The sequence below is a fragment of the Williamsia soli genome, from assembly GCF_017377795.1.
Taxonomy (GTDB): Bacteria; Actinomycetota; Actinomycetes; order Mycobacteriales; family Mycobacteriaceae; genus Williamsia; species Williamsia soli.
In genome coordinates, this window is sequence record NZ_JAFRDR010000002.1 from 153,711 (window position 1) to 178,807 (window position 25,097).

The 25,097-nt window shown below is 63.9% G+C and carries 25 protein-coding genes; 13 read left to right on the plus strand and 12 right to left on the minus strand.

The genetic code is table 11. The features are described 5' to 3' along the window. Nucleotides 1-114 precede the first annotated feature (114 nt). From J3S28_RS05245 to J3S28_RS05255, 3 genes are read right to left on the minus strand one after another with little or no spacing between them, the layout of a single operon-like run. Nucleotides 115-804, minus strand: a complete 690-nt coding sequence (locus J3S28_RS05245) for an HAD family hydrolase (RefSeq protein WP_207838474.1) — start codon at nt 802-804, stop codon at nt 115-117. After that, entirely contained in the window at nt 801-1,529 is a 729-nt protein-coding gene (locus J3S28_RS05250) for a rhomboid-like protein (RefSeq protein ID WP_207838476.1), read from the minus strand. Before J3S28_RS05250 ends, J3S28_RS05245 begins: the two co-directional genes overlap by 4 nt. An 18-nt stretch (nt 1,530-1,547) precedes the next feature. Further along, the gene (locus J3S28_RS05255) at nt 1,548-2,165 is read right to left on the minus strand and encodes a TetR/AcrR family transcriptional regulator (RefSeq protein ID WP_207838478.1); all 618 of its coding nucleotides are present in this window, start codon (nt 2,163-2,165) and stop codon (nt 1,548-1,550) included. A 61-nt stretch (nt 2,166-2,226) separates the two neighbouring features. Here J3S28_RS05255 and J3S28_RS05260 point away from each other — a divergent pair, with 61 nt between their 5' ends. Both J3S28_RS05260 and J3S28_RS05265 read left to right on the plus strand, forming a co-directional pair. Beyond that, the gene (locus J3S28_RS05260; RefSeq protein ID WP_207838480.1) at nt 2,227-3,459 is read left to right on the plus strand and encodes an acyl-CoA dehydrogenase family protein; all 1,233 of its coding nucleotides are present in this window, start codon (nt 2,227-2,229) and stop codon (nt 3,457-3,459) included. After that, complete coding sequence (locus J3S28_RS05265) at nt 3,459-4,604, plus strand: acyl-CoA dehydrogenase family protein (protein WP_207838482.1); 1,146 nt, start codon at nt 3,459-3,461, stop codon at nt 4,602-4,604. Before J3S28_RS05260 ends, J3S28_RS05265 begins: the two co-directional genes overlap by 1 nt. Nucleotides 4,605-4,607: 3 nt before the next feature. On the opposite strand, the gene J3S28_RS05270 is transcribed toward J3S28_RS05265, so the two are convergent. Both J3S28_RS05270 and J3S28_RS05275 read right to left on the minus strand, forming a co-directional pair. Next, nucleotides 4,608-4,892, minus strand: coding sequence for a 4a-hydroxytetrahydrobiopterin dehydratase (locus tag J3S28_RS05270; protein ID WP_207838484.1), 285 nt, complete (start codon nt 4,890-4,892; stop codon nt 4,608-4,610). Between the two features lie 83 nt (nt 4,893-4,975). Continuing rightward, nucleotides 4,976-6,406, minus strand: a complete 1,431-nt coding sequence (locus tag J3S28_RS05275; protein WP_207838486.1) for an MFS transporter — start codon at nt 6,404-6,406, stop codon at nt 4,976-4,978. Nucleotides 6,407-6,522: 116 nt separating this feature from the next. On the opposite strand from J3S28_RS05275, the gene J3S28_RS05280 reads away from it, so the two are divergent. Then, nucleotides 6,523-7,761 (plus strand): lipase family alpha/beta hydrolase, encoded by a 1,239-nt coding sequence (locus J3S28_RS05280; RefSeq protein WP_207838489.1) that lies wholly within the window; start codon nt 6,523-6,525, stop codon nt 7,759-7,761. A gap of 10 nt (nt 7,762-7,771) precedes the next feature. Here the strand turns inward: J3S28_RS05280 and J3S28_RS05285 are convergent, their stop codons facing one another. After that, entirely contained in the window at nt 7,772-9,250 is a 1,479-nt protein-coding gene (locus J3S28_RS05285; RefSeq protein ID WP_207838492.1) for a flavin-containing monooxygenase, read from the minus strand. Between the two features lie 92 nt (nt 9,251-9,342). Here J3S28_RS05285 and J3S28_RS05290 point away from each other — a divergent pair, with 92 nt between their 5' ends. From J3S28_RS05290 to J3S28_RS05305, 4 genes are all read left to right on the plus strand, one after another. Beyond that, nucleotides 9,343-10,467, plus strand: a complete 1,125-nt coding sequence (locus J3S28_RS05290; protein ID WP_372435963.1) for a beta-mannosidase — start codon at nt 9,343-9,345, stop codon at nt 10,465-10,467. A 55-nt stretch (nt 10,468-10,522) separates the two neighbouring features. After that, a complete protein-coding gene (locus J3S28_RS05295) occupies nt 10,523-11,014 on the plus strand; it encodes an SRPBCC family protein (protein ID WP_207838495.1) in 492 nt (163 codons plus the stop codon). A gap of 114 nt (nt 11,015-11,128) precedes the next feature. Continuing rightward, the gene (locus tag J3S28_RS05300) at nt 11,129-11,626 is read left to right on the plus strand and encodes a MarR family winged helix-turn-helix transcriptional regulator (RefSeq protein WP_207838497.1); all 498 of its coding nucleotides are present in this window, start codon (nt 11,129-11,131) and stop codon (nt 11,624-11,626) included. Then, a complete protein-coding gene (locus tag J3S28_RS05305; protein WP_207838499.1) occupies nt 11,619-13,211 on the plus strand; it encodes an MDR family MFS transporter in 1,593 nt (530 codons plus the stop codon). Before J3S28_RS05300 ends, J3S28_RS05305 begins: the two co-directional genes overlap by 8 nt. Nucleotides 13,212-13,288: 77 nt before the next feature. Here the strand turns inward: J3S28_RS05305 and J3S28_RS05310 are convergent, their stop codons facing one another. After that, nucleotides 13,289-13,573, minus strand: coding sequence for a putative quinol monooxygenase (locus tag J3S28_RS05310; protein WP_207838501.1), 285 nt, complete (start codon nt 13,571-13,573; stop codon nt 13,289-13,291). A gap of 236 nt (nt 13,574-13,809) precedes the next feature. Here J3S28_RS05310 and J3S28_RS05315 point away from each other — a divergent pair, with 236 nt between their 5' ends. After that, nucleotides 13,810-14,670: an alpha/beta fold hydrolase gene (locus J3S28_RS05315; protein ID WP_207838503.1), complete on the plus strand. Its 861-nt coding sequence runs from the start codon at nt 13,810-13,812 to the stop codon at nt 14,668-14,670. 3 nt (nt 14,671-14,673) lie between these two features. On the opposite strand, the gene J3S28_RS05320 is transcribed toward J3S28_RS05315, so the two are convergent. Beyond that, nucleotides 14,674-15,117 carry a MarR family winged helix-turn-helix transcriptional regulator gene (locus J3S28_RS05320; protein WP_207838505.1) on the minus strand — a complete coding sequence of 148 codons (444 nt, stop codon included), beginning with the start codon at nt 15,115-15,117 and terminating at the stop codon, nt 14,674-14,676. An 81-nt stretch (nt 15,118-15,198) separates the two neighbouring features. Between J3S28_RS05320 and J3S28_RS05325 the strand changes: the two genes are divergently transcribed. From J3S28_RS05325 to J3S28_RS05340, 4 genes are all read left to right on the plus strand, one after another. Beyond that, nucleotides 15,199-15,570: a cupin domain-containing protein gene (locus tag J3S28_RS05325; RefSeq protein WP_207838507.1), complete on the plus strand. Its 372-nt coding sequence runs from the start codon at nt 15,199-15,201 to the stop codon at nt 15,568-15,570. Between the two features lie 115 nt (nt 15,571-15,685). Next, nucleotides 15,686-17,152, plus strand: a complete 1,467-nt coding sequence (locus tag J3S28_RS05330; protein WP_207838509.1) for an FAD-binding oxidoreductase — start codon at nt 15,686-15,688, stop codon at nt 17,150-17,152. A gap of 103 nt (nt 17,153-17,255) precedes the next feature. Continuing rightward, nucleotides 17,256-18,989, plus strand: coding sequence for an ABC transporter ATP-binding protein (locus tag J3S28_RS05335; protein ID WP_207838511.1), 1,734 nt, complete (start codon nt 17,256-17,258; stop codon nt 18,987-18,989). Beyond that, on the plus strand, nt 18,986-20,938 hold the full coding sequence (locus tag J3S28_RS05340; protein ID WP_207838514.1) for an ABC transporter ATP-binding protein: 1,953 nt from the start codon (nt 18,986-18,988) through the stop codon (nt 20,936-20,938). Before J3S28_RS05335 ends, J3S28_RS05340 begins: the two co-directional genes overlap by 4 nt. A 101-nt stretch (nt 20,939-21,039) precedes the next feature. Here the strand turns inward: J3S28_RS05340 and J3S28_RS05345 are convergent, their stop codons facing one another. The 4 genes from J3S28_RS05345 to J3S28_RS05360 form a co-directional block, all read right to left on the minus strand. Further along, the gene (locus J3S28_RS05345; protein ID WP_207838516.1) at nt 21,040-21,444 is read right to left on the minus strand and encodes a YybH family protein; all 405 of its coding nucleotides are present in this window, start codon (nt 21,442-21,444) and stop codon (nt 21,040-21,042) included. Nucleotides 21,445-21,506: 62 nt separating this feature from the next. Beyond that, the gene (locus J3S28_RS05350) at nt 21,507-23,117 is read right to left on the minus strand and encodes an alkaline phosphatase D family protein (RefSeq protein WP_372435940.1); all 1,611 of its coding nucleotides are present in this window, start codon (nt 23,115-23,117) and stop codon (nt 21,507-21,509) included. Nucleotides 23,118-23,234: 117 nt separating this feature from the next. Beyond that, nucleotides 23,235-23,660 (minus strand): SRPBCC domain-containing protein, encoded by a 426-nt coding sequence (locus tag J3S28_RS05355; RefSeq protein WP_307796869.1) that lies wholly within the window; start codon nt 23,658-23,660, stop codon nt 23,235-23,237. Next, on the minus strand, nt 23,657-24,061 hold the full coding sequence (locus tag J3S28_RS05360) for a RidA family protein (RefSeq protein WP_207838519.1): 405 nt from the start codon (nt 24,059-24,061) through the stop codon (nt 23,657-23,659). The genes J3S28_RS05355 and J3S28_RS05360 overlap by 4 nt, the downstream gene beginning before the upstream one ends. Before the next feature lie 61 nt (nt 24,062-24,122). Here J3S28_RS05360 and J3S28_RS05365 point away from each other — a divergent pair, with 61 nt between their 5' ends. Further along, nucleotides 24,123-25,064, plus strand: coding sequence for a helix-turn-helix transcriptional regulator (locus tag J3S28_RS05365; RefSeq protein ID WP_207838522.1), 942 nt, complete (start codon nt 24,123-24,125; stop codon nt 25,062-25,064). Nucleotides 25,065-25,097: the final 33 nt, after the last annotated feature.

Sequence of the window (25,097 nt, forward strand, 5' to 3'; positions counted from 1 at the left end):
CGAACGTACCGCTGCTCAAAGGGTCGAGCTCCGCTTCGCTGCGTCTCGTCAAAGGGTCGAGCTCCGCTTCGCTGCGTCTCGTCAAAGGGTCGAGCTCCGCTTCGCTGCGTCTCGTCAAAGGGTCGAGCTCCGCTTCGCTGCGTCTCCGACCTTGATCACTGTCTCGGTGAGCCGACTCAGGTCAGCAACCACGGCGTCGGCGATGGTCGGGTCATCGTTCTCGTCGCGGCGGTTGACCCACACCCGCGGTATCCCGAGCGCAGCCGCCGGCACCATGTCATGGAAGTAGCTCTGCGCCACATGGACCCAGTTCCCGGGTCGGGCGTCGAAGGTTTCGGCGAACCGTCGGAAGTGTCTGTGATCGGGTTTGTAGGCGCCCACGTCTTCGGCTGTGACGATCGCATCGACGGGTGTGCGCAGTCGTCGTTGCGCCGAGCCGATGATGTCGCGATCACAGTTGGTCAGCAGCGCCACGCGCCATCCCGCGTCACGGAGTCGCTGCAGTTCTGCCGCAGTGTCGTCGAATGCGGGCCAGTACGGAATCGATGCCGCCAGCACGTCCGCGTCGTCGGGGTGCAGGGTCAGTCCCGCCTCGTACGCAGTGCGCCGGAAAGACTCGGTGAGAACGTCGCGGTACCTCAACGTCGGGGTTTCGGCCTGTACGACAGGTTCGTGCCGGTTGAACGTCTCGAGCAGCTCCCGGCCGCGACCGGGAAAGATCAACTCGATCCCGGTGGCGATCCCGTGTCTCCAGTCGATCAGGGTTCCATAACAATCGAAGGTGGCCCAACGGATTTCGGTCATGGTTCGTCCTCCTCTGCCGGTACGGACCCTACCGCCGGAGAGCGTCGGTCGCTGCGTGTGCGACAGCGCGACAGTGCGGCCGCAGGCGACCACTGGTCCTGCGGGCTGGTCCTGATCAGCGGGTAGCAAGCCAGACCTATCAGCAGTGAACTGAGGTGGCCGATACCGGTGAAGGTCACATTGGCCAGCAACGGTGCACAGAACAGGCCAACCATCCCGGCGAGATACAACCACCGCCACGGTCTCGCGATGTGGAACGTCAAGACGCCGACGATCCCGGCGAGAAAGTAGCTGACCCCGATGTCTCTGACATTCACCAGCGTTTCCGACGCCCGGTCATGCTCGATGGCCCAATACAACACACCTTCGCTGATGAACGTGGCACACACGTGGGCGATGAGGCCGACGGCGAGCCACAGTCTAGTGCCCAGCCAGCGCTCCGCTGGGACGTGAAAGATGCAATACAGGAACAAATACGGCAACCAATAGTATCCGTCGAGCCAGAACAGGCTGGTGATCAGGACGTGTACCGGATCGTCGCCGAGGTGACGGATGTTGGTCGACTGAGCACCCAGGATCGTCTGCAGACGTTCGGGTGTCACGGAATGCTGAATGATCGTGGTCGCCAGCAACACCGCAAGCCAGATGAAAGTACCGGGCGCGCTGCGTATATAAAGCGACGGCCTCGAGTTCCAGAGGCGGCCACCGGCGTGGCAGTCGCTCACGTGAGGCTCCGTCGCTGGTCAACGGACGTGGGGGCCACCAGGTAATGGTAGGGGAGAGCAGGCGCCCGCGACGAGGAGTCTGACCATGGCGGTCGCCTTGTCCGGCTGCGGGGGCTGTCCCGTGATCATGTCGCTCCAGATGAACGACTCACCAACGCGGACAATCGCATACGCCAGGTCATCGACGTCGGTGTGAGACCGGATCTCGGGAATGCGACTCAATCTGTCGACGGTCCACTCGATCAATCGTCCCTGAACCACGCTGTAGCGGGAGGTCAGCACACGTAAGGCGTACTCGGGATCGTCTGCGACGAATCGTTCGAGTGGTTCGTAGGTGCGCACCATCTCGGCCATCCGGCCGAAGTTCTCGACAAAATGCCCGGCATCTATTCCGGTCGTTCTCGCTTCCACCCGATCGATGGCCTCGATCAGGATTCGCCAGACCACTTCGCCGAGGATCACCTCCCGCCCCGACCACCATCGGTAGACCGTGGCGCGGCCGATCCCCAGTTCCCGGGCGAGTCGGCCGATGTCCACCCGCTCCCCGGTTTGGAACCAGTCGTAGGCCACATCGATGACATCGCTCCGCGCGATGCGGACCCGCCGCGAGGGACTGTTGACGGCCTCATGAGACATAAGTAGATTTTGTCTCTGACCGATCCATCGGTCAATCGGGCGCCACATGCAGGGAGTGCAGATGGATTTGGACTGGTCAGCGGACGACTTGGCCTTTCGGGACGAGGTCAGGTCTTTCCTCGACGAGAAGCTGACACCGCAGCTGCGGCGCGCGGGCCGGCTGATGACGAGCGTGTATTCGGACCACGAGGCAAGCATGGAATGGCAGCGCATCCTCCATGAGCGTGGGTGGGCCGCGCCGGCGTGGCCGGTCGAGCACGGTGGCTGCGATTGGAGCCTCACCCAGCACTACATCTTCAGTCGCGAATCGATTCTCGCCGGTGCACCGTCGTTGTCGCCGATGGGCATCAGGATGGTCTCGCACGCGATCACTGCTTTCGGTACCGACGAGCAGAAGAACTATTTTCTGCCGGGAATCCTCACCGGCGAAGTCTTCTTCTGTCAGGGCTACTCCGAACCGGAGGCGGGCTCGGACCTCGCGTCGCTGTCGATGGCGGCGGTCGACGACGGCGACCACCTCGTCTGCACCGGTAGCAAGATCTGGACCACCCATGCGACCGAGGCCAATTGGATGTTTGCGCTCGTCCGAACCTCTCGTCACGAGAAGAAGCAGATCGGGATCACGTTCGTACTCATCGACATGACGTCACCGGGCATCGAGGTGCGTCCGCTGGTGATGACTTCGGGGGAGCAGGTCCAGAACCAGGTCTTCTTCGACAACGTCAGGGTTCCGAAGGCGAATGTGCTCGGCAAGATCGACGACGGCTGGACTGTTGCAAAGTATCTGCTCGTCTTTGAACGTGGTGGGGGTGCTGCCGCGCCTGCGCTGCAGGTGATGGCGGAGTCGCTGGCCACGTCGGCGGCCGACAAACCGGGCCCGAACGGCGGCGCGCTGCTCGACGATCCGGCGTTCGCGAACAAACTCGCGGAAGCAAGGATCCGTACCAAAGTGCTGGAGATCCTGGAGTATCGGACCCTCTCTGCAATGGCCGCGGGAAAGAACCCCGGCCCGGCGTCGTCGATGCTCAAAGTGCTTGCAACAGAACTCAGTCAGAAGCTGACAGAGCTGACCCTCGAGGCCGCCGGACCCCGCGGCCGCGTCTACCAGCCGCACGCCGCGGCACCGGGTGGACCCATCGCCGAGTTCACCGCTCCAGCCGACGGGTACGTCAGTGGCGAGCCGTGGGAGGCAGTGGCACCGTTGCGCTACTTCAATGATCGAGCCGGCTCGATTTATGCCGGTAGCAACGAGATTCAGCGAAACATACTCGCCAAAGCAGCATTGGGGCTCTGATGGACTTCACTCTGACCAAGGAACAGGAACTCCTGCGCGACGGACTCGCCAAGTTCTTGGCAAGCCGCTACGAGCTCGCACCGAGTCGTGCTGCGGCGAAGACGGGCGCTGGCTGGCAGCCGAAGATCTGGCACAGCTTCGCGGAAGAACTCGGCATCCTGGGTGCCACCCTCCCGGAATCCGATGGAGGGATCGGTGGCGGACCGGTCGAATTGATGATCGTCACCGAAGCGTTGGGACAGGCCCTCGTCGTCGAACCGTTCGTCGATACCGTGGTGTTCGGTGCCGGGCTGCTGCAACGTGGGGGAGGCGAGCGGGCCAAAGGCGTACTCGAGCAGATCGTCGCGGGTGAGGCCATCACGGCATTCGCAGCAACAGAGCCGACGTCGGGTCACAGCTATTCCGACATCAGCACCACCGCCCGCAAAGACGGCGACTCATGGATCATCAACGGCACAAAGGAAGTTGTGAGCAGCGCGCCGCTGGCGAACCACCTTCTGGTGACGGCCCGCACCGACGGTGAGCAGCGTGACACCTCCGGCATCTCGTTGTTTCTTCTCGAGTTCGACCCCGCCGCACCCGCCGCCGGGCTGGGAGTCCATTCGTATCGCACCATCGATGACCGGCAGGCGTCCGATCTCACGTTCACCGATGTCCGAGTTCCCGCCGACGCCTTGATCGGTGCGGAAGGGCAGGCGTGGGAGTCCATCGACCGCGCCGTCGACGAGGCGACTGCTGCTGTCGCGTCCGAGGCTGTCGGACTGATGCGAAAGGTGTTGAACGACACCGTCGAGTATGCGAAACAGCGGCAGCAGTTCGGCCAGGCCATCGGCAGCTTCCAGGCCCTACAGCATCGAATGGTCGACATGTACATGGAGCTGGAGCAATCGACGGCGGCGGTGTACCTGGCGGTTCTCAATCTCGACGGTGACCGAGTCGATCGCGCGCTCGCGGTGTCGGCCGCAAAGGCGACGATCGGTCGTTCGGCGCGATTCATAGGCCAGAATGCGGTGCAGCTGCACGGCGGCATGGGAATGACCGAGGAGTTGGCGATCGGGCACTACTTCAAGCGGCTGACGGCGATCGAGTACGAGTTCGGTTCCGCGGATCAGCACATCGCGAGGTACGCCGCATTGACCAGGTGAGTTCTAGGGCTCCAGGTCGTCGATCTGGTGTGCCAGTTGCGTGTCCTTGCCGGTGAGTCCACCATCGGAGTGAGTGCTCAGGGTGAACGTGACCTTGCGCCAACGGATGTCGATGTCCGGATGGTGATCCGCCGCCTCGGCCGCCTCGGCCACCCGGACGACGAACGCGATGGCTGCCGGGAAATCGGGGCAGTCGACGGTCCGGGTCACGGACTCTCCCTCGCGGCTCCACTTCGGCAGATCGGCGAGTGCCTGGGTGATCTCGGATTCGTTCAACAGGTGGGCCATTGATCCGATGTTTCCACCCAACCGCCCGAAAATGTGTGGTTTTGGCGAACCTGACCTGCGGTTATGTTCGCCAGAACAGCCCATCACCGGGGTGGGGCGGTGACCCTGTCGCAGCACGCGGCCGCGGCCTCAGGGGTGACCCGGTCGGGATGGTGCTCCCCGTTCCGGATCCCCACCGCCGAGACGATGCCGCCGGCGATAAACAGCACGGCGGTCACCAACGCGACTCGGCGGAAAGCCGCATAGTCGAGCTGACCACTCACGACGATCCCGGTGCAGGCCACGGCCACCAGGCCGGCGACCCTGGAGATCGCGTTGTTGATGGCGGAACCGATCCCGCTCTGTTCGCGGTCGACGGCCGCGAGTATTGCCGAGGTGAGAGGTGTGACGGTGACCGAGAGGCCGATCCCGAACAGGACGAGACCGGGGAACATCTGGGTCCAGAAGTTGAAGTCCGGCCCCGTGGTGAGCATCAGTAGGTAGCCGACTCCGGCGATGACAGGTCCGACCGCCATGAACAGGTGCGGGCCGTACCTTCCCGCGAGTACGCCGACCGGACGGGCGATGAGAAACGAGAGCACGGGTACCGGGAGGGTCGCCAAACCTGCGGTCAGCGCTGAGAATCCCGCGACCTCTTGCAGGAACAGGGCGACGACGAGCATCCCCATCGACACCCCCGCGTAGATGAAGGTGGTGGCCAGGTTCCCGACTCCGAAGTTCCTGACCGCGAACATTCGCAACGGGATCATCGGGTGATCGGTGTGCGTCTCGCGCCACGCCAGTCCGAGCAGGCCCCCGACCCCGACGCCCAGGGCAACGGCGACAACGGGTTCGGCGAGTCCCAGTCGCTGCCCTTCGATCAGTGCGTACACGGTTCCCGCCAGACCTGCCGCGGCGAGGACTGCGCCGGGCACGTCGATGCGGGGTCGCGGCGCTGTCCGCGGCGGCTCGACAAGCCGCTGGGACAGGATCAAAGTCACGGCGACCGGGACGACGTTGACTGCAAAGATCCATCGCCAGTTGAGGGTGTCGACCAGGACACCTCCGAGGAGCGGGCCGACCACGAAGGCTGTTCCCGTCCACGCGGTCCACGTTCCGATCGCCTTTGGTTGCTCGTCAGGTCCTACGCCGGAATTGATCAGAGCAAGTGAGCTGGGGACCAGGAGTGCCGCACCGACCCCTTGAAATCCGCGGGCGACGATGAGGACCCCCGCAGTGGGGGCGAGTGTGCATGCAAGCGACGAAAGACCGAATACGAGAAGTCCGATACGCAGTACCGGCAGCCGGCCGAACGCGTCAGAAATCGCTCCTGCGACGAGTATCAACGCCCCGAGCGTGAGCAGGTAGGCGTCGACGACCCACTGCTGGGTGGCCAATCCGCCACTCAGATCCTCGGAGATGGCCGGCAGGGCCAGATTGACCACCGAACCATCCAGAAACGCAACGAACGACGCGAGGATCGCGACGGCCATCACGAGTGTGGTCGAGGATCGTCCAACCGCGGCAGTTCCCATGCAGCGACGGTAGCCCCAGACAGGCACCGAGGACTGCGCTGTGTCAGATCTTCCGGTTTCGCAGAGTGGTCGCCATCCGGCATGACAATCGAGTGTACGACTGTACACTGAGATGCATGGTTGGTGTCATCGAAACAAGTCATGACCTCGAGACCGATGAGGTCCGGGCTCTCGCGGAACTGGCGTTCATCGAGGTCGGAAAGGCAACGCGGGGAATCGGTGCGATGCACCGGGCCATCGCCGATCGGGTGTTCTCCGCGGTCCGGCTGGGAGTGGGCGGGTTCGCCGCACCGACGCAGCTGATGCACAACACCATCGCCGGGGGTACCTACCGTTCGATCACCGCAGGTTGTTCGGTCGCCGCCGAGGTCGCATCACGGACCATCGACGGACATGGTTCGACGTTGTCGCAGACCAAGCGGGGCGCGGTGGCATTGGGCGCACTGACAGGGTTGATCGGGGACGCCCTCGCCGATGCGCATTCCCCACTCGCGCAAGAGATGTCGATAAGGATCGATGGTAAGGCCTGCGGGCTGGACCGGGAGTCGTTGGCGCATGATCACCCAGATGCGACACCCGACCTCGTCTTTTTCCTCCACGGACTGATGGAGACGGAATTCGCCTGGGAGATCGGTAGAACCCCGACCTATGGCAGTCGGCTGGCGAACGATCTGGAGTGCACGGCCCTGCAGATCCGCTACAACACCGGTAGGCACATCTCGGAAAATGGTGCGGACCTGGCGCGGCTCATCGCCGAGGTGGTGGCGAACTGGCCGGTTCCGGTGGATCAGATCGTTCTGGTCGGTCATTCGATGGGTGGTCTGGTGGCACGCAGCTCATGTCATCAAGCTGCTCTGTCGGGCCGCGAGTGGGCGACCAAGGTTCGTCACATCGTCTGCCTCGGTTCGCCGCACCTGGGCGCGCCGTTGGCGCGAACTGTTCACCTCGCGACGGCAGCGCTCCGGCGCCTCCCCGAGTCACGGCCGCTGGGCAACCTGCTCCATCGCCGCAGCAGCGGTATCCGCGACTTGCACGCCGGGTCGCTGGTGGACGAGGACTGGCATGACCGGGATCTCGACGCCTTACGCCAGGCGGCCATCGCGGAGGTGCCCCTGCATGTCGGTGCCCAGCACAGTTTCGTCTCGGCGACCATCACCAGGAGCCCGAGCCACCCCCTCGGTCGGGTGATCGGCGACGGGCTCGTCCTCCACGGCAGCGCAGGTGGCCGAGATCGGCGCCGCAACATCGGGTTTGCCGAAGATTCCGGCATGCACCTCGGCTCGGCACATCACTTCACCCTGCTCAACAGCGACGCGGTCTACACGTGGTTGGTGCGCCGTCTCACAGGGTCGTGAGGGCGCGACGTCAGGCGTCCGTCAGCTCGGGCCGCTTCAGCGCGAACTCGACGGCGTCGTCCGCAACGGCGCCCCGGCGCAGCGTGAACACGTCGCGGTAATAGTTCATACGAAGACGCCACGGTGCCCGCGAGCCCTGGTGCGGGAAGGTGTTCACCGACCGCAGCACATAGCCGGCCGCGAAATCCAGGAAGGGTTCCTCCTCCACCGATGGATCTCGTCTGGCGACCACGCTGCCGTACCCGCCTGCATCCATGTGCCGGAGCAATCGGCAGACATAGTCGCACACCAGATCGGCCTTCAAGGTCCAGGACGCGTTGGTGTAGCCGACGATGTAGGCGAAGTTCGGGATACCGCTGAGCATCAAGCCCTTGTAGGTCATCGTCTCGGGGAGGATGACCTCTTCGCCGTCGACGACGAACGTCAGGCCGCCGAGCGCGAGCAGGTTGAGTCCGGTCGCGGTGACGATGATGTCGGCCGACAGTTTCTGTCCCGAGTGCAGATCGATCCCGTCCGGGGTGAACGTCGAGATCGTGTCCGTTGCCATCGACACCGACCCGTGGCGGATCGCTCGGAAGAGGTCGCTGTTCGGGACGAGGCACAGTCGCTGATCCCACGGGTCGTACCTCGGGTTGAAGTGGATGTCGACGTCGACGTCCGGCAGTTGGCGTATCTGCATGTCCCGGATCTTGGCGCGCATGAAGTTCGGGAACCTCCGGCACAGTTGGTACAACGCGGTCGACACCGCGATCGCCTTGCCCCGGCAGACCGAGTACGCAATGGACGTGGGGAGCACCCGGCGTAACCGGTTCGCGAGGGCGTCCTTGGCCGGCACCGAGATGATGTACGAGGGGGATCGCTGCAGCAGGGTCACGTGCGCTGCGTCTGCGGCCATCGACGGTGCCAGGGTTACGGCGGTTGCTCCGCTGCCGATGATGACAACCCTTTTGCCGGAGTAGTCGAGGTCTTCGGGCCAGTGCTGGGGATGGACGATGGTGCCCTCGAACTCCTCGACGCCCGGAAACTCCGGCGTGTAGCCCTGGTCGTACCGGTAATAGCCGCTACACGACATGACAAAACTCGCGGTGACCGAGGAGGTCTCACCCGTGTCGGTGTGCTCTACCGTCACGGTCCAGGTCTGCGATCGGCTGGACCACTCGGCCCGGACGGCCCGGCGGTTGTATCGGATGTCGTTGTCCACGCCGTACTCGTGGGCGGTGTCGCGCACGTACTGCAGGATCGACGGTCCGTCGGCGATCGCCTTGTCGTCCGACCATGGGCGGAAGCGATATCCGAGGGTGAACATGTCGGAGTCCGATCTGATCCCGGGGTATCTGAACAGGTCCCACGTCCCGCCCGAGGCCGATCTGGCTTCGAGAATCGCGAGGGTCCGGGTGGGGAACTCCTCCCGTATGTGGCAGGCGGCACCGATGCCGGACAGACCGGCACCGATGATCAGGACGTCGACATGATCAGGCGTGTTCGGCACACCGTCGAGCTTAGGCGAGACCCATCTCGACCCCCTTTCTGTCCAACTGTGCAAATATGAGCTTTACGGTCATGCGGCCGGCTGAAGGGCAGATGATGAGAACTTTCCCGGCTCGACACGTGGCCACGACGTTGCTGGCTGTGCTCGTGGTGCTCGTGGCGTCGCTGGCAGGCACGAGTGCCGCCGGCGCCGAACCCGGGCCGGCTCGGGTGCAGGCCACGCCGACCGGGCTCACCCTCGACGGACAGGATTGGTGGCCTAGTGGATTCAACGCCTACCAGCTCGCGACCGATTGGTCGGTCAATGCCGGATGCGGCGCCATGGTGGACCTCGATGAGTACTTTGGATCACTCGAGCCACGGTCGTTGACCAGGTTCAACGCATTCCAGCGACTTGCCGTCAACAAATACACCGGACAACTCGATTTCGGTCCCATGGACGCCGTGTTCGCCGCCGCGGCCAGGCACGATCAGTTACTGGTTCCGGTGCTGACAGCCGGCGACGGTGCCTGTGAGGACGAGGCGTTCAAGGATCGGCAGTGGTACCAGAGTGGTTGGGAGACGGCCGTTCCGGCGGGTTCACCGGTCCGCTTCGATCAGTGGGTGCAGACCGCGGTCAATCGGTGGAAATCTTCGTCGGCACTCGCCGGGTGGGAACTGGTCGGGGAACCAGAGCCGGGTCTGTGTTCCGCCGCCGGATGTTCATGGCAGACGAGAAGTTGTCCAGCGGACTCCGGCGCGGTGTTGCGTACCTTCTTCGATGAAGCCGGTGCGCTGATACGCGGAATCGATCCGTCCACGCCGATCTGGGCGGGCCTGATCGGTGGCGGGCAGTGCGGATCCGCGGGGGACGACTATCGACTGGTGAACGCTTCGCCCGCCGTGGACGTCCTCGAATACCACGACTACGGCGCCGACGCGGTGCCGCTTCCCGGCGACATCTGGAACGGCTTGCAAACGCACATCGTGCAGGCGGAATTGCTGGGTAAGCCCCTGGTGGTGGCCGAGATCGGGCAGAACGCAGGATCCTGCGGCTCAGTGGTCGGGCGTGCGGCCGACTTCGAGACAAAAGTCGACGGGCAACGGCAGGCGGGAACGGCGGGAGCGTTGTTCTGGGCTTTCGTACCCGATCCGCGCCCGGGGGAGTGCACCTTCGACATAGGCCCCGATGACCCGGTCTTCGACCTCGTCGAAGACCTCAACACGGTCTCGAGCTGAGCTGCTGCGGCAACAACCGCGTTTGCCGACGCGCCGGGGCGGTTAGCCTGCGGGTATGACCAACGACCGACTGACCGCCCAGCGCGTGATCGCCGCGAGCCCCTCCGACATCTTTGCGGTGTTGAGCGATCCACAAGGACACGTGGCCATCGATGCATCGGGAATGTTGATGGACGCCACAGGTGACCGGGTCGCAGCAGAGGGTGACACGTTCGTCGTCCATATGGATCGTGAGGCCCTCGGAGATTTTCCGATGGGCACATATGACGTCACGGTGACCATCAGGACATTCGTTCCCGATCGTGAGATCTCCTGGACGATCCTCGGTCGCGTCCGGCCGCAGATCGGCCATGTCTATGGGTACAGTCTCGAGCCCTCCGACGACGGCGGCACTGTTGTCACCTCGTTCTACGACTGGTCACAGATCCATGAGGAGTGGCGCGCAAAGGGGATCTTCCCGGTGATCGCCGAAGGATCTCTACGCGGGACCCTGGGGATCCTCGATCGGACGGTCCGGCGAGGCTACCCGCTGGCAGCAGCCAGATAGCTGCGTCGGTCGCGCGCTGCGGGAATAGGTTCCACCCCCACTTAGTTGATTACCGCATGTAACTACTATATAGTTGCATAGCGCAATCAATTAAGTGGAACTGGAGGTGACGCGATGTCGGTGTCACCGGAAACGGCGCAGGAGCTGATCGAAGATCTGCATCTCGTCGGCCGGGTGCTCCGCGGAGCCCTGGTATCTCCCGATTACAGTGCTCTGCACCCTGGCGGACTAGGCGTCCTCGTAGCTCTTGTCAGCAAAGGTCACTGCCGCCAGAACGAGTTGGCTGCTGACCTCTGCATCAGCCAGTCAGCGCTGAGCAGGCACATCACCGACCTGGTGCACGCGGGGTTCGCCGACAAGCGACCCGACCCCGGAGACGGACGCGCGACCCAGATCGAGGTCACCGACGAGGGGATGGCGCTGCTCGCGCGAACCAGGGCAGCCATGGCTCTCGAACTGCAGGCGGTCCTCGCCGACTGGACCGAGTCCGATGCCCGTGCCGCGCACCACACGATTCACAAACTCAAGCAGTCGTTGACAAGGCACGCGCACCGCTCAGCCGAGTTGGAGCACGTGTCGCATCTCAAAGGAAGTCAGGAAGTACATGTCTAGTTCAACAATGGTGGTGGAAAAGCGTGATCCTCTGGCGATGACCCACCGCCAAATTCTGGAGTCGATGGTCGGTCTGCTCGCCGCGCTGTTCACGGCACTGTTGAGCACGACGATCGTGGCCACCGCGTTGCCGACGATCATCGGCGACCTCAAGGGTTCGCAGACCGCATATGCGTGGGTCATCACCACGGCGCTGTTGGCCAACGCTGCGTCGACGCCCATCTGGGGCAAGCTCGCCGACATCTTCAACAAGAAGATGCTCGTGCAGTCGGCCATCGTGATCTTCGTGGTCGGCTCGATCATCGCGGGGTTCGCGCACAACGTCCCGATCCTGTTGGCGGCCCGCGTGATCCAGGGCGTCGGCATGGGTGGTCTGACCGCTCTGGTGGTGGCCATCATCGGCAGCATCGTCTCGCCGCGTGAACGTGGCCGCTACTCGGGCTACATGGGTGCCACCATGGCGGTGTCGATGTCGGGTGGACCGATCCTCGGTGGCGTGATCGTCGACAGCCCGCTCGGCTGGCGCTGGTGCTTCTTCGTGTGTGTGCCCCTGGCCGTGATCGCCCTGTTCCTGCTGCAGAAGACTCTGAAGATCAGGACAGAACGCCAAGCGAACGTGTCGATCGACTGGCTCGGCGCCACCCTCATGACCGCAGGCATCTCCGTGCTGCTGATCTGGGTCTCGTTCGCCGGCAAGGCCGGATACTACGGCTGGATCTCCAAAGAATCGGCACTCTACGTCGCAGGCGGCTTGCTACTCCTGGTCGCAACCGTGTTCGTCGAATCGAAGGTCAAGTCGCCGATCATCCCGCTCAAGATCGTCACCGAGCGCACGACGGGTCTGGCGATCATCGCCTCCGTCGCAGTCGGCATGGGGATGTTCGGATCCACGACCTTCCTCGGTCAGTACTTCCAGACCGCGCGCGGATTCTCTCCGACAATCGCCGGTGTCCTGTCGATTCCGCTCGTGGTCGGCATGTTGATCGCGTCGGTCGGTTCCGGCCAATTGATCAGCCGCTTCGGCAAGTGGAAGCCGTTCGTGATCACCGGAGCAATTCTGTTGATCCTGGGATTCGGCATGCTCGGCACCATCGACCACGCGACCAACCTGTGGCTTGTGGGCGCATTCACGCTGGTCGTCGGACTCGGAGTGGGCATGCTGATGCAGAACCTCGTTCTGGTCGTACAGAACACCGTGAGTGTCCACAACATCGGCGCGGCGTCGAGCAACGTGGCATTCTTCCGCACGTTCGGCGGTGCCATCGGGGTGTCCGTTCTCGGTTCGGTGCTTGCGACCCGCGTGGCAGATCTGTCTTCGGGCGGTCTGGCCAAGCTCGGGATCACCGGGTCGTCGTCGGGTGGCAACCTCGACATCGGAGCTCTCCCCGGACCAGTCCAGGAGATCATCCGCGCGTCGTACGGCGACGCAACGGGCCGGATCTTCCTGATCGCTGCGGCCGCCGCAGTGGTGGCCCTCATCGCGGTCGCAGTGCTGCCGAACCGGCCGCTGCGCCGGACGATCGACATCGAACCCGATCTCGACCCGATGAAGGCCGATTCGGACCGCGAAACCGTCGGGGTCTGATCGACCGACGATCTCATTCCACGAAGGCGCCTCACATCACGTGTGGGGCGCCTTTGTTTGTCCGGGGCAGGTGCAACTCACAGCCGGATCTCGCGGTCGCAGATGTATTCGCGGACGTCGGCCCCCAGGATTTGCGCACCTTGATCATCTCCGGTGCCATCGCCCCGAAAGGCGTCGAGTTCTCTTCGTCCGCTCCACCGCTCGTAGACGTTGATCCGGCCGTTGTCGAGCGGATCGGCCGAGAGGTGGAAGTCAAGGCAGCCTTCGCTCGAGCGGGCCGACACGATCACCTCCCGGCAGTTGTCCAGGTAGGCGGCGCGACCCTCGGGCGCCACGAACAGTGATCCGGCGACGATGATCATGGTGAGTCTCCCTGCAGGTTGGCGAATCTGTATGGACAGACCCCCGCACAGCCCTGATCTCATCGCCGCGCGGTGGGGCAGCTTGCAGTCGCTCGGTGCCTGTGATCGAGTCGGTCCTGCCCGTCAAGGTGTGTTCTCGGGTATGTCAGTGGAGTTCGAGCGCGTGCAGCGTGCCCACATGCGCGTAGGTTGAAGCGCACCGGCGGGATCAGATGACGACAGGGGAGTGACGTCACATGAACGAGTTCAGTCACATGGATCTACACGGCGACCGCGTCGCGTATCGCGATGAGGGCACGGGCCCCGTACTCCTGTTGATCCACGGCATGGCCGGGAGCTCGCGAACCTGGGACGCGGTGTTGCCAGTGCTCGCGAGGAAGTATCGGGTCATCGCGCCGGATCTGCCGGGACATGGCGATTCGGCCAAGCCACGCGGCGACTACTCCCTCGGTGCGTTCGCGGCGTTCCTTCGCGATCTGCTGCGCGAGCTCGACGTCGAGTCGGCGACGATCGTAGGCCAATCGTTGGGCGGTGGTGTCGCGATGCAGTTCACCTACCAGCACCCCGAATACTGCGAGCGGCTGATTCTCATCGGTAGCGGTGGCCTGGGTCCCGATGTGAACTGGACGCTGCGGCTCTTGTCTGCCCCCGGCGCAGAGTTGGTGTTGCCGATCATCGCGCCCCGGCCTGTTCTCGAGGTCGGAAACAAGATTCGATCGTGGCTCAGTTCGGCGGGTGTGCATTCACCGCGGGCCGACGAGACCTGGCGCTCGTACTCGTCGCTGTCGGATCGGGAGACCAGGCAGGCCTTTTTGCGCACTCTCCGCTCAGTGGTCGACTACCGCGGCCAGGCCGTATCCGCGATGAACCGGCTCTATCTCAACTCCGAGATGCCGACTCTGCTCATCTGGGGAGATCACGACAAGATCATCCCGGTGGCACACGGTTACTCGGCGCACGAGGCGATTCCGGGAAGTCGCCTCGAGATCTTGGAGGGTATCGGCCACTATCCACACGCGGAGGCGCCCGCCGCGGTGGTGGAGATCATCGACGACTTTCTGGATGTGGCGTCCGCCGAGGTACGCAAGTTGAGCTGATCGTCACCAGTTCGGACGCAACCGGCCAGGAGTGCCCAGTGTGTTGAGGGCGTCGGCCAACGCGTTGAACTCTGCCGCGGACAGCTGGTGTCGCCAGGTGTTCACGTACTGCTCAGCGGATTCTCGAGCTGCGGCTGTGGCCGAGACGCCGCGCTGTGTCAAGGTCACCAGCTGGGCCCGCCCGTCTGAGGGGTCGACCTCTCTGATTACGTAGCCGTGTTCAACCAGATGCGAGACCAGCTGAGCTGCAGCCTGTTTGGTGATCTGCAGTTGGGTTGCGAGGCCGGATGCGGTGGTCGTTCCCTGTGCCAGCGCGCTGAATACGAAACCGTGCACCGGCCGGACGTCGGCAAATCCCCGTTCCGCCATACCGGCTTGGATCCCGTCGACCAGTTGAGTCGACAGCCGAAGAACGCTCGTTGCGGTCTGCCAGTCGTTGTCGTTCACACGATGGAGTATGCCATCGACAGACAAGCCGCTTGTCTATATGGTCAAGTTACTTGTCTAGTTACCGGCCAGGAGGTTCCGATGCCCATCATCCGACCGCACGAAGCGCAGCAGTTCGCCGCTCACGGCAGTACCTTCGCCTCGTATGTCAGTCCGAGGCGAGGTGCGCAAGAACTGTGCGCGTGGAAGTTGACCGTGCCTGCCGGGCAGATCGGTATCGCTCATCGGCCGAGCAACGAGGAAGTCTTGCTGATGCTCGACGGTTCCCTGTTCGTGTCCCTGAACGGCGTGGTCGAGGAGGCGCATGTCGGAGCCGTCATCGTCGTTCCAGCCGGCTCCGAAGTGAAAATCGATGGTGGAGCTGTTGATTCGAGCGCGTGGGTGACAACCACGCCGGGGTTACAGGCGACGACAGCCGACGGAGCTGTCCTCTCGCCCCCGTGGGCCCAGTGACTCCATGCCCGCCCCGGCGTCTCGCAGTGCCCGATCGCTGATTCCGCGATATCAATACACAGCTCGCAGCTAGGCTCTGAGCAGTCGTCGGGCGACCCAAAGGACACTGCAGCACATGACACCTGGCGAACAGCCTGCCGGACATCTCACGCGCCGGCGACTCCTGCAGGGAACACTCGTCGGTGGCGTCGCCGTCGCGATCTCGGGCGGGGCGGGTTTCGCCGCCGCAGCGCCTCGCGCCGCCGACTGGGCGACGTTGGCCGCATCGCTCACCGGCCAGGTGATCCTGCCCGCCCAGAAGCCCGCCTTCACCACCGCCAAACAGATCTTCAACACCCGATATGACGGTTCCACGCCGGTGGCGGTGGTAGTACCCAGGAACGTGTCGGACGTGCAGCGGGCGATGGCGTTTGCGGTCAAACACAGACTGAAGATCGCCGGACGTAGCGGCGGCCATTCGTACACGGGCGCATCTGCTGCCAACCGCACCATGGTCCTGGACTTGCGCACACTCGACGGACAGATCGTCTTCGATGCAGGTACCGGCCTGGCCACGGTGCCGCCGGCGGCCACCCTCTACGGCGTCGCACACGGCCTGGCGCAACAGGGTCGCACGCTGCCTGTCGGGACCTGCGCGACGGTCGGAGCGGCCGGGTTGACGCTCGGAGGCGGCCTCGGTGTCGATTCCCGGCAATACGGGCTCACCTGCGACAACCTGGCCGCGGCGACCGTGGTCCTGCCGAGCGGGGACGTTGTCACGGCATCGCCGGGCAACAACGACGATCTTTTCTGGGCGCTCCGAGGTGGCGGGGGTGGCAACTTCGGGATCGTCACCTCGTTGACCTACCGGACGGCACCGGCCGTGAGCAGAGACATCGTCACCATGAGCTTCGCACCAGCGGCTGCCGCCGCAGTCATCTCTGGGTGGAGGCGGTGGCTGCCGGGCGCGGAGCGATCTGCGTGGGCGAACCTCAACATCGGGTCGGATAGGCGCGGTGGGGTGACGGTCGGGGTGCTGCTGGTCTGTGCCGCCGGCACAGGGCGCCGGATCGCCGCCGACATCGCCGCAGCGATTGGCGTTGCCCCCACCGGCGCTGATCATCAAACGCTCGATCCCATGGCGGCTTTTCTGCGGCTGTCCGGTGGTGCGACCGCTCCTCGGCACGGCTTCGTCGCCGGCTCCGACATCGTCGGACAGGTCACGGATGCAGTTGCGAACTCGATCGTCACGGCGGTACGGAGTCGTTCCAGAGCCGGTGGAGGTGGACTGGTGATCATCGATCCCCTCGATGGTGCAATCGCTGATGTCGCCGCGAGCGGGACCGCGTTTCCCTGGCGCTCGCATGCGGCGAGCCTGCAGTGGTTCACCGATGTCGTACCGGGAGGCTCCTACTCGTCGGCGACCTCCTGGGTGTCGAGCGCACACCGGACGATCGGCAAGGCCTCGGCCGGCGCATACGTGAACTACCTCGAGGCGGGCGTCGCGCCGGCACGGTACTTCGGCGGAAACCTGCCGAGACTGCGGACGATTCGCACGAAGTACGATCCGGCGCGGATCCTCTACTCAGGAGTGGACATCTGACGCAGGGCCGGCAACCGGGCAAACCAGGCACCGCCGGTGCCGATGAAATAACCATGCGCTGGTCGTCGGTGACTGTTGCTAACGTCGTCACTGTGACTGCCCCATGCTGATCCGCCTGCTCCGCACTTACATGGGTCGCTACCGACGCGAACTGTCCGGCGTCGTCGTGCTGCAACTCGTCGCGACCGCCGCGATGCTGTACCTGCCGACCCTCAACGCCGACATCATCGACAACGGAGTCGCCCAGGGCGACACGTCATACATCCTCGAGGTCGGCTTCTGGATGCTGATCGTCTCGTTCGTACAGGTTGTCGGATCGATCGCCTCGATGTATTTCGGTGCACGCGCAGCACTCGGAGCGGGCCGCGACATCAGGCACGACCTGCTGCACCGCGTGGACAGCTTCTCCGCGCGAGAGGTCGGTGTGTTCGGCGCCCCGTCACTGATCACCCGCACCACCAACGATGTCCAGCAGGTGCAGATGCTAGGGGTGATGGCCTGCACGATCCTGGTGACGGCCCCGATCATGTGCATCGGCGGAATCGTCCTCGGCATCGGCGTCGGGGGCACGCTCGCCTGGGTGCTCGTCGTCGCGGTGCCCATCCTCGGGGTGACCATGTCGGTGATCATCTACCGGATGATGCCGGGCTTCCGGGCCATGCAGGCCCGGATCGATATCGTCAACAGAGTCCTGCGAGAACAGATCACCGGTATCCGCGTCGTCCGCGCGTTCGTTCGCGAGCGCAACGAACGCCGCCGGTTCGAACGGGCCAACGACGATCTCACCGACGCCGCGCTGCGCGTGGGTAGATTGCTGGCGCTGATGTTCCCATCGGTCCTACTGATCAGCAACATCACCATCGTGTTCATCATCTGGTTCGGTGGGCACCTGATCGAAGACGGAAAGGTAGAGATCGGCGCGCTGACCGCGATGATCGCCTACGTGATGCAGATCCTGATGGCGGTGATGATGGCCTCGTTCCTCGCGATGATGGCACCACGGGCATCTGTGTGCGCCGAACGAATCTACGAAGTACTCGACACCGAGACGTCGGTGGTCTCCACCGACAAACCCGCGGTCCTGAGCGGGGCCGCCGCCACCGTCGAGATGCGGGCCGCGCGTTTCCAGTACCCGGGCGCGGACGATCCGGTGCTGCGCGACATCAGTTTTCGCGCCGAACCTGGAACGACCACGGCGATCGTGGGGTCGACGGGTTCAGGCAAGACCACTCTGGTGGCGTTGCTGCCGCGCTTGATCGATGTCACGGGTGGGGAAGTGCTCCTCGGCGGCGTCGACATCCGCGACCTCGATCCAGCGGCTCTACGCGGCGAGATCGGCTTCGTACCGCAGAAGCCATATCTGTTTTCCGGCACCATCGCCTCCAACCTTCGGTACGGAAAACTCGATGCCACCGAGGACGAGATGTGGGCAGCGCTCACCGTCGCGCAGGCGGCAGATTTCGTGCGGGCGATGCCAGAGCAGTTGCAGACACCGGTGGCGCAAGGCGGAACGACGGTCTCCGGTGGACAGCGGCAACGCCTTGCCATCGCCCGTGCGCTGATCAGGAAGCCGAACATCTACCTGTTCGATGATTCGTTCTCGGCGTTGGATCTGCACACCGACGCCCGCCTGCGAGCCGCGCTGCGTCCGGCCACCCGCGATGCGTGCGTCATCATCGTGGCCCAACGCATCACAACCATCGCCGACGCGGATCAGATCGTCGTCCTCGACTGCGGCGCCGTCGTGGGTATCGGCACCCACGAGCACTTGTTGTCGACGTGCCCGACGTATACCGAGATCGTCGAATCGCAACTCTCGGTGGAGGGCCGGGCATGACGCGCCCCGGTGGTGGACCGCCGAATGCTGCGGCGCCCGGAGAAAAGGCGCGCGCCTTCGGACCGTCGGTGAAGCGGCTGGTGGTTCTGCTCTCGACCCGCCGCGCCGCACTTCTTCTGGTGCTGGTGTGTGCAGTGGTGGCAGTCGTCCTCAATGCCGTCGGACCCTTCATCCTCGGACATGCCACCGACCTGATCTTCAACGGCGTGGTCGGCGACCGGTTGCCCGCAGGGGAGACGAAAGACCAGGCCGTCGCGGGCCTGCGCCAGCAGGGCGACAACACCTTCGCCGACATGGTCGCATCCATGGACGTGACCCCTGGTGTCGGTATCGATTTCGACGAGGTCGGTCGCGTGCTGATCTTTGTGCTCGCGCTCTATGTGGGCTCTTCCGTGCTGAGCTGGTTGATGGGCCGGCTGCTCAACGTCATCACTCAGCGCACGGTGCGGGAGATGCGCGCCGACGTTGAGAACAAGATCCACCGGTTGCCGCTGAGCTACTTCGACGGCACTCAGCGCGGCGATCTGCTCAGCCGGGTGACCAACGACCTCGACAACGTCTCGCAAAGCCTGCAACAGACCATTGCGCAGCTGTTGAACTCGGTGCTCACCGTTCTCGCGATTCTCGTTATGATGATCTACATCTCGCCGCTGCTGTCGCTGATCGCGATAGTTACCATTCCGTTGGCGGTATTCGTGACAGCGCAGGTAGCGAAGCGGTCCAAGCCGCATTTTCTTGCGCAGTGGTCGAGTACCGGTCGACTCAACGGTCAGGTTGAGGAAGCATTCACCGGGCATGAGGTCATCAAGGCATTCGGCATGCAGGCGGATGTGGAGGCCCGGTTCGACGAGCGTAATGAGAAGCTGTATGAATCGAGCTGGCGCGCACAGTTCATCTCCGGGATCATCATGCCCGCCATCATGTTTCTCGGAAACCTGAACTACGTCGCGGTCGCAGTGGTCGGTGGGCTACGGGTGGCGTCGGGCTCCTTGAGCCTCGGTGACGTGCAGGCGTTCATCCAGTACTCACGACAGTTCACTCAGCCGCTCACCCAGATCGGGTCGATGTTCAACCTGATGCAGAGCGGGGTGGCGTCGGCGGAACGAATCTTCGACATCCTCGACGCGAAAGAGGAGGTGCCCGATCCCGATTCGCCGCGAAGCCCGGACGCGGACAAGGGCCTCATCACGTTCGACGACGTCTCGTTCCGGTACAGCCCCGATCGACCTCTGATCGAACAACTGTCGTTGGTCGCCAAGCCGGGGCACATGGTGGCGATCGTCGGGCCGACCGGTGCGGGAAAGACGACGTTGGTGAACCTGATCATGCGGTTCTACGATGTGGACTCCGGCACGATCAGTCTCGACGGCGTCGACACCTCGCAGATGACCCGCGATGACCTTCGAGAACGCACAGGGATGGTGCTGCAGGATTCCTGGTTGTTCGGCGGGTCCATCCGAGACAACATCGCCTACGGCGACCCCGATGCAGATGACGACGCGATCCTCGAAGCCGCGCGTGTGAGCCACGTCGATCACTTCGTTCGGATCCTGCCGGACGGTTACGACACAGTCATCGACGAAGAAGGCGGTGGTGTCAGCGCGGGCGAGAAGCAGCTCATCACGATAGCCAGGGCGTTCCTCGCCAAGCCCACGCTACTGATCCTCGACGAAGCGACCAGCTCGGTGGACACCAGAACCGAGCTTCTCATCCAGAAAGCGATGGCTGCGCTGCGCACCGACCGGACGAGTTTCGTCATCGCGCACCGACTGTCGACAGTCAGGGATGCGGACACCATCCTCGTGATGGAGGCAGGGCGGATCGTGGAACAGGGTTCGCACGATGAACTGCTCGACAACCACGGCCCGTACTACCGGCTGTACAACAGCCAGTTCGCGGGACCCATGGATGTCGACGAACTCGGCGATCCCGAGTTCTCGAAATCCTGAGCCACGCGTCCTCTTCGGAGGGCGCCCACTGTGGCCTTCGAGACTGCGGCTGTGAAGAGGTCTACTCGGCCGATGGCTTCGTAGCGGCAGTCTCGATTGGGCTAGGGGGCAAGCGTGAAGGAATGATGTTCGTGCGCAACGACCCAGCGTCCGCCTTCTTTGCGTAGCCCGAGGGTCAACCGCAGCCTCCGGTCAGGATGTGCGGCTCGACCCTCCGGAGTGTCGCACCGAAGCAACGCATACGCATAGGCGACCTCTCCTCCCGCGACGACCTCGAGTTCGTCGAGGTCGAACGACCCTCCGCTCGCCTGAAACTCGAAGAACGGTGGCCAGCAGTCGCGATACTCGTCGGTACCGCGGATCCCACGTTCGGGCGGCGGTACATCGAACATCACGATGTCGGAGGCATGATCTGCCATGACGGCGGCAAGGTCTCCGCGGTGGACCGCCCGGGTCCAGGTCTCGATCAGTGTGCGGATTTGCGCTGTGTTTTCTGTGTTCTGCATCGGCTGTCCTCTCCTCTCAACCAATACAGACTGAGCAGTGGTCGGTCATTCATCGCCGACACTCAACTGACCTCGATGTCAGGGCGGCCATCGGGGATCCTGACTGTCGCCCGCCGCCGGAGTCCGGCGCCGGGATCCGCCACCGAATCGGTGACGCGGAATTCCGCCTGCCAGTCCTGATGAGTGAGCCTGTTGAGGACGTACCCGCGCTGGGAATTTCCGAACTTGACGTGCGGTGAAGCAGCTTTGAGCAGTTTGTCGCTCTCGTCGCTGTCTGCACCGTCGCCTCCTGACGAGATGGATGTCCCGGCGAGCTCGACTCCGACGGTGGTGGCGGGACGCGTATAGGTCGATTTCAATTCGGAGACCACCGACCGGTGGATGTCGCCGACGATCGACACCAGGTTGTCGACACCGCGTTCGCGGGCCCCATCGAGTATCCGCGCGCGGGACGCCTCGTAGCCGCTCCACCCATCCATACTCACGGCGCGGGCCCCGTTCTTGCTGCGCGCAAGATCAGCGATCGTCGTCTGATGGGCCAGGACGTTCCAGCGAGTTCTGCTCGACGCGAGGCCATCGAGCAGCCAGCGTTCCTGACCTGCTCCCGTGATCGTGCGGTCCGGGCGGGCCGTGAGTTCATTCTGCGGTCCGTCGGTGTCACCGTTGACCTGATCACTGCGGTACTGACGGGTGTCGAGCACGCTGAACTGCGCGATATCACCGAACGTGAAGCGTCGGTAGATTCGCATGTCTGCGCCGTTCGGCCTCAATTCTGCGCGGACGGGCGTGTTCTCCCACCATGCCTTGAAGGCCGCGGCCCGGCGGTAGAGGAAATCGGGAACGGGGACCTCGTCCTCAGAAATGTTTGCAGCCCAATTGTTTTCCACCTCGTGGTCGTCCATGGTGACAATGAACGGTGACGTTCGGTGCGCCTGCTGCAGGTGGGGATCGAGCTTGTACAACGCGTAACGCTCGCGGTAGTCGTCGAGGCGGGTCATCTCCGAGTGCGCTGATTGCGGCACGGCGGTGGTGTTCCGCTGCCCGCCGCGGGTCGGAATCGCTTTCTCGTATACGTAATCACCGAGGTGGAAGACCACGTCGGGCGCTGCTGCCGCCATGTCGGCGTATGCGTTGAAGAATCCGTCGCCCCACGACTGACACGATGCCCAGGCAAACGTCAGAGCCCCGGTGGTGCCTGATGCGGACGGTGCGGTTCGAGTGCGACCGACATCGGAGATGTGGCCGGCCGCGCGAAAGCGATAGAAGTAGTCGGTTGATGGCTCCAGGCCGCGCACGTCGACGTGAACACTGTGTCCGTCTGCGGGAGTCGCCAGCTCGATACCGCGTGTGAATACTCGGCGAAAGTTGCTGTCCAGAGCCAACTCCCACTCCACAGGAATCGGGATGTCGGTCATGCCGCCATGTGGGGCAAGGGGCGCGGACGCGAGGCGGGTCCACAGCACGACGGCATCGGGTAGTGGATCACCGGAAGCCACCCCGAGAGTGAACAGATGGTCTCCGTGGTTCATCGGCGCCGGGTACGCGGCAGGAGCCTCGATCAGACCAGGGGTGAAGGCCAGAGCGCTGGCGACCCCCGTCCAGGTGAGGAACGTACGACGTGAGATTCCGGATCGAAGTGTCTTGTCGGGAGCGATTCGAAGCGTGTTCGGCACAGGCGCAGCAGATCAAGGCGACCTGTCATCGCCGAGACGTCGAGGTGAAGGTCGATCAAAAGCTGGTCGACGACCGGATGTCACCACAGTCCGCAGTCGACGCGATGTAGCAGACGGTCAGCTGTATTCGAGGTCCAGCGCTGCGACGACGCCGGCCATCACCTCACGCCAGTGCGTCCGCTGCTGCTCCCGTTCATCGGCGCTGACCAGCCGTTCCTGGTGGAAGCGGATGACGGTCTTGTGGTCACCCTCCGGTGTCACCGTGACCTGAACGATGGTCTCGTGGTCCCAATCTCGGGGTTGCCAGGTGAGCCGGATTCGTTCTTCGCGGTGAAAACTCCTTGTCTCACCGGTGGTTCCATCGGTGGTCTCGTACTGCAGACCCTTTTCGCGTCGCAGTCGGACGCCGTGGCCGAGCCATACCGCGGTGCCCGCGTCGGAGGTGAGGAAGTCCCAGACCATTTCGAGTGGATGACCGATAGTCTTCGAGACACCGATCTGCCACCCGGCATCTCGGGTGTGCCCGGTCTGCCTGTTCGTCACCGCTGCACCGCGGCGACGGCAGCCAGTTCGACCAGTGCCCCGGGTACTCCGAGCGCCGGCACCATCGCTGCTGTGATCAGCGGTGGATCGCTGTTCGGATCCAGGGACTGAGCCGCGACGGCGTATCCGGCCGTGATGTCGATGCCGTCGACCGCATAGAGCGTCAGACTGACCACGTCGGACATGCCCGCGCCTGCGGCCGCCAGTGCGGTCTTCAGGTTGGTCATGACCTGAGCAGTTTGGGCGCCCACATCGTCTCCGCCCACAAGAGTCCCGTTCGGGTCGACCGCGTTCTGTCCTCCGACGAGGATGGTCGTGGCACCCGGCGGGATGACTGCGACGTGACTGAATGCCGGGCTGTTGACCAGGCCTTCCGGTTTGAGGAGCTTTATTGTGTCCATGTTCCGACCGTAAACGAATACCCTGCCAAGAACTGTCAGGGTTTGGCATCATATTTGTGTCATGTCCACTCCCACCGGCCGCCGTCTCCAGACTCTGGCGATCCTGCAGTCGAACCCGGGTATCAGCGCGGGCAGACTCGCCGAGCGTCTGAGCGTCACCGAGCGCACCGCGCGCCGTGACGTCGAACATCTTCGGGATCTCGGGTATCGCATCGATGCCGAAGCAGGTCGATTCGGTGGATACACACTGTCGTCGGGCACTGCGAGCCCGCCGCTGGTGCTCGATGCCGACGAATCTCTCGCGGTGGCTCTCGGACTGCAGTCTTCGGTCGGGGTCGGGGGACTGGCGCCCGCTGCGGTGACTGCACTGGCCAAACTCACCGAGACGATGCCCGCACGCCTGCGAGGGCGATTCGAGGCGGTGGCTGCGGCCGAGACGGCCGACGGAGATGAAGCGCGGTCGGCGGATGCTGGGGTGCTCGTCGCGCTGGCACTCGCCTGTCGTGTGGGCGAAGGGGTGCGTTTTCGACATCGCAGGCGATCCGACGAACCCGGACGTGCCCGCGACGTCCAGCCGGCGCAATTGGTCCGGTCCGGAGGTCGGTGGTATCTCGTCGGCAATGAGCGGGGGACGGACCGCTGGCACGCCTACGCTCTCGATCGCATCAGCGACGTCCGGCCGCTGGGCACGAAGTTCCGGGCGCCGCCTCCGCCGCACGATGCGGCGGCGTTCGTGGCCGACGGCCTCGCCCATGGATGGCGCCACAGTATCCGGGTGCGGGTATATCTCTCGGGCGACGAAGTCCGGAAGATGGTCCGCCCGTCGGTCGGTTCGATCACCGACGAGGGTGACGACTGCGTCCTGTCCCTCGGTGCGGACGACCTCGACTGGGCTGCTCGGTGGCTGGTCTATCTCAATGTCGATTTCGACGTGTTGGAGCCCGCTGAGCTCGTCGACCGATTGCACGCTCTGGGAACCTGGGTCGCTGCCCGCTACCGGTGACACAGAAGCACACGCTTCAGTCACAATCACCTG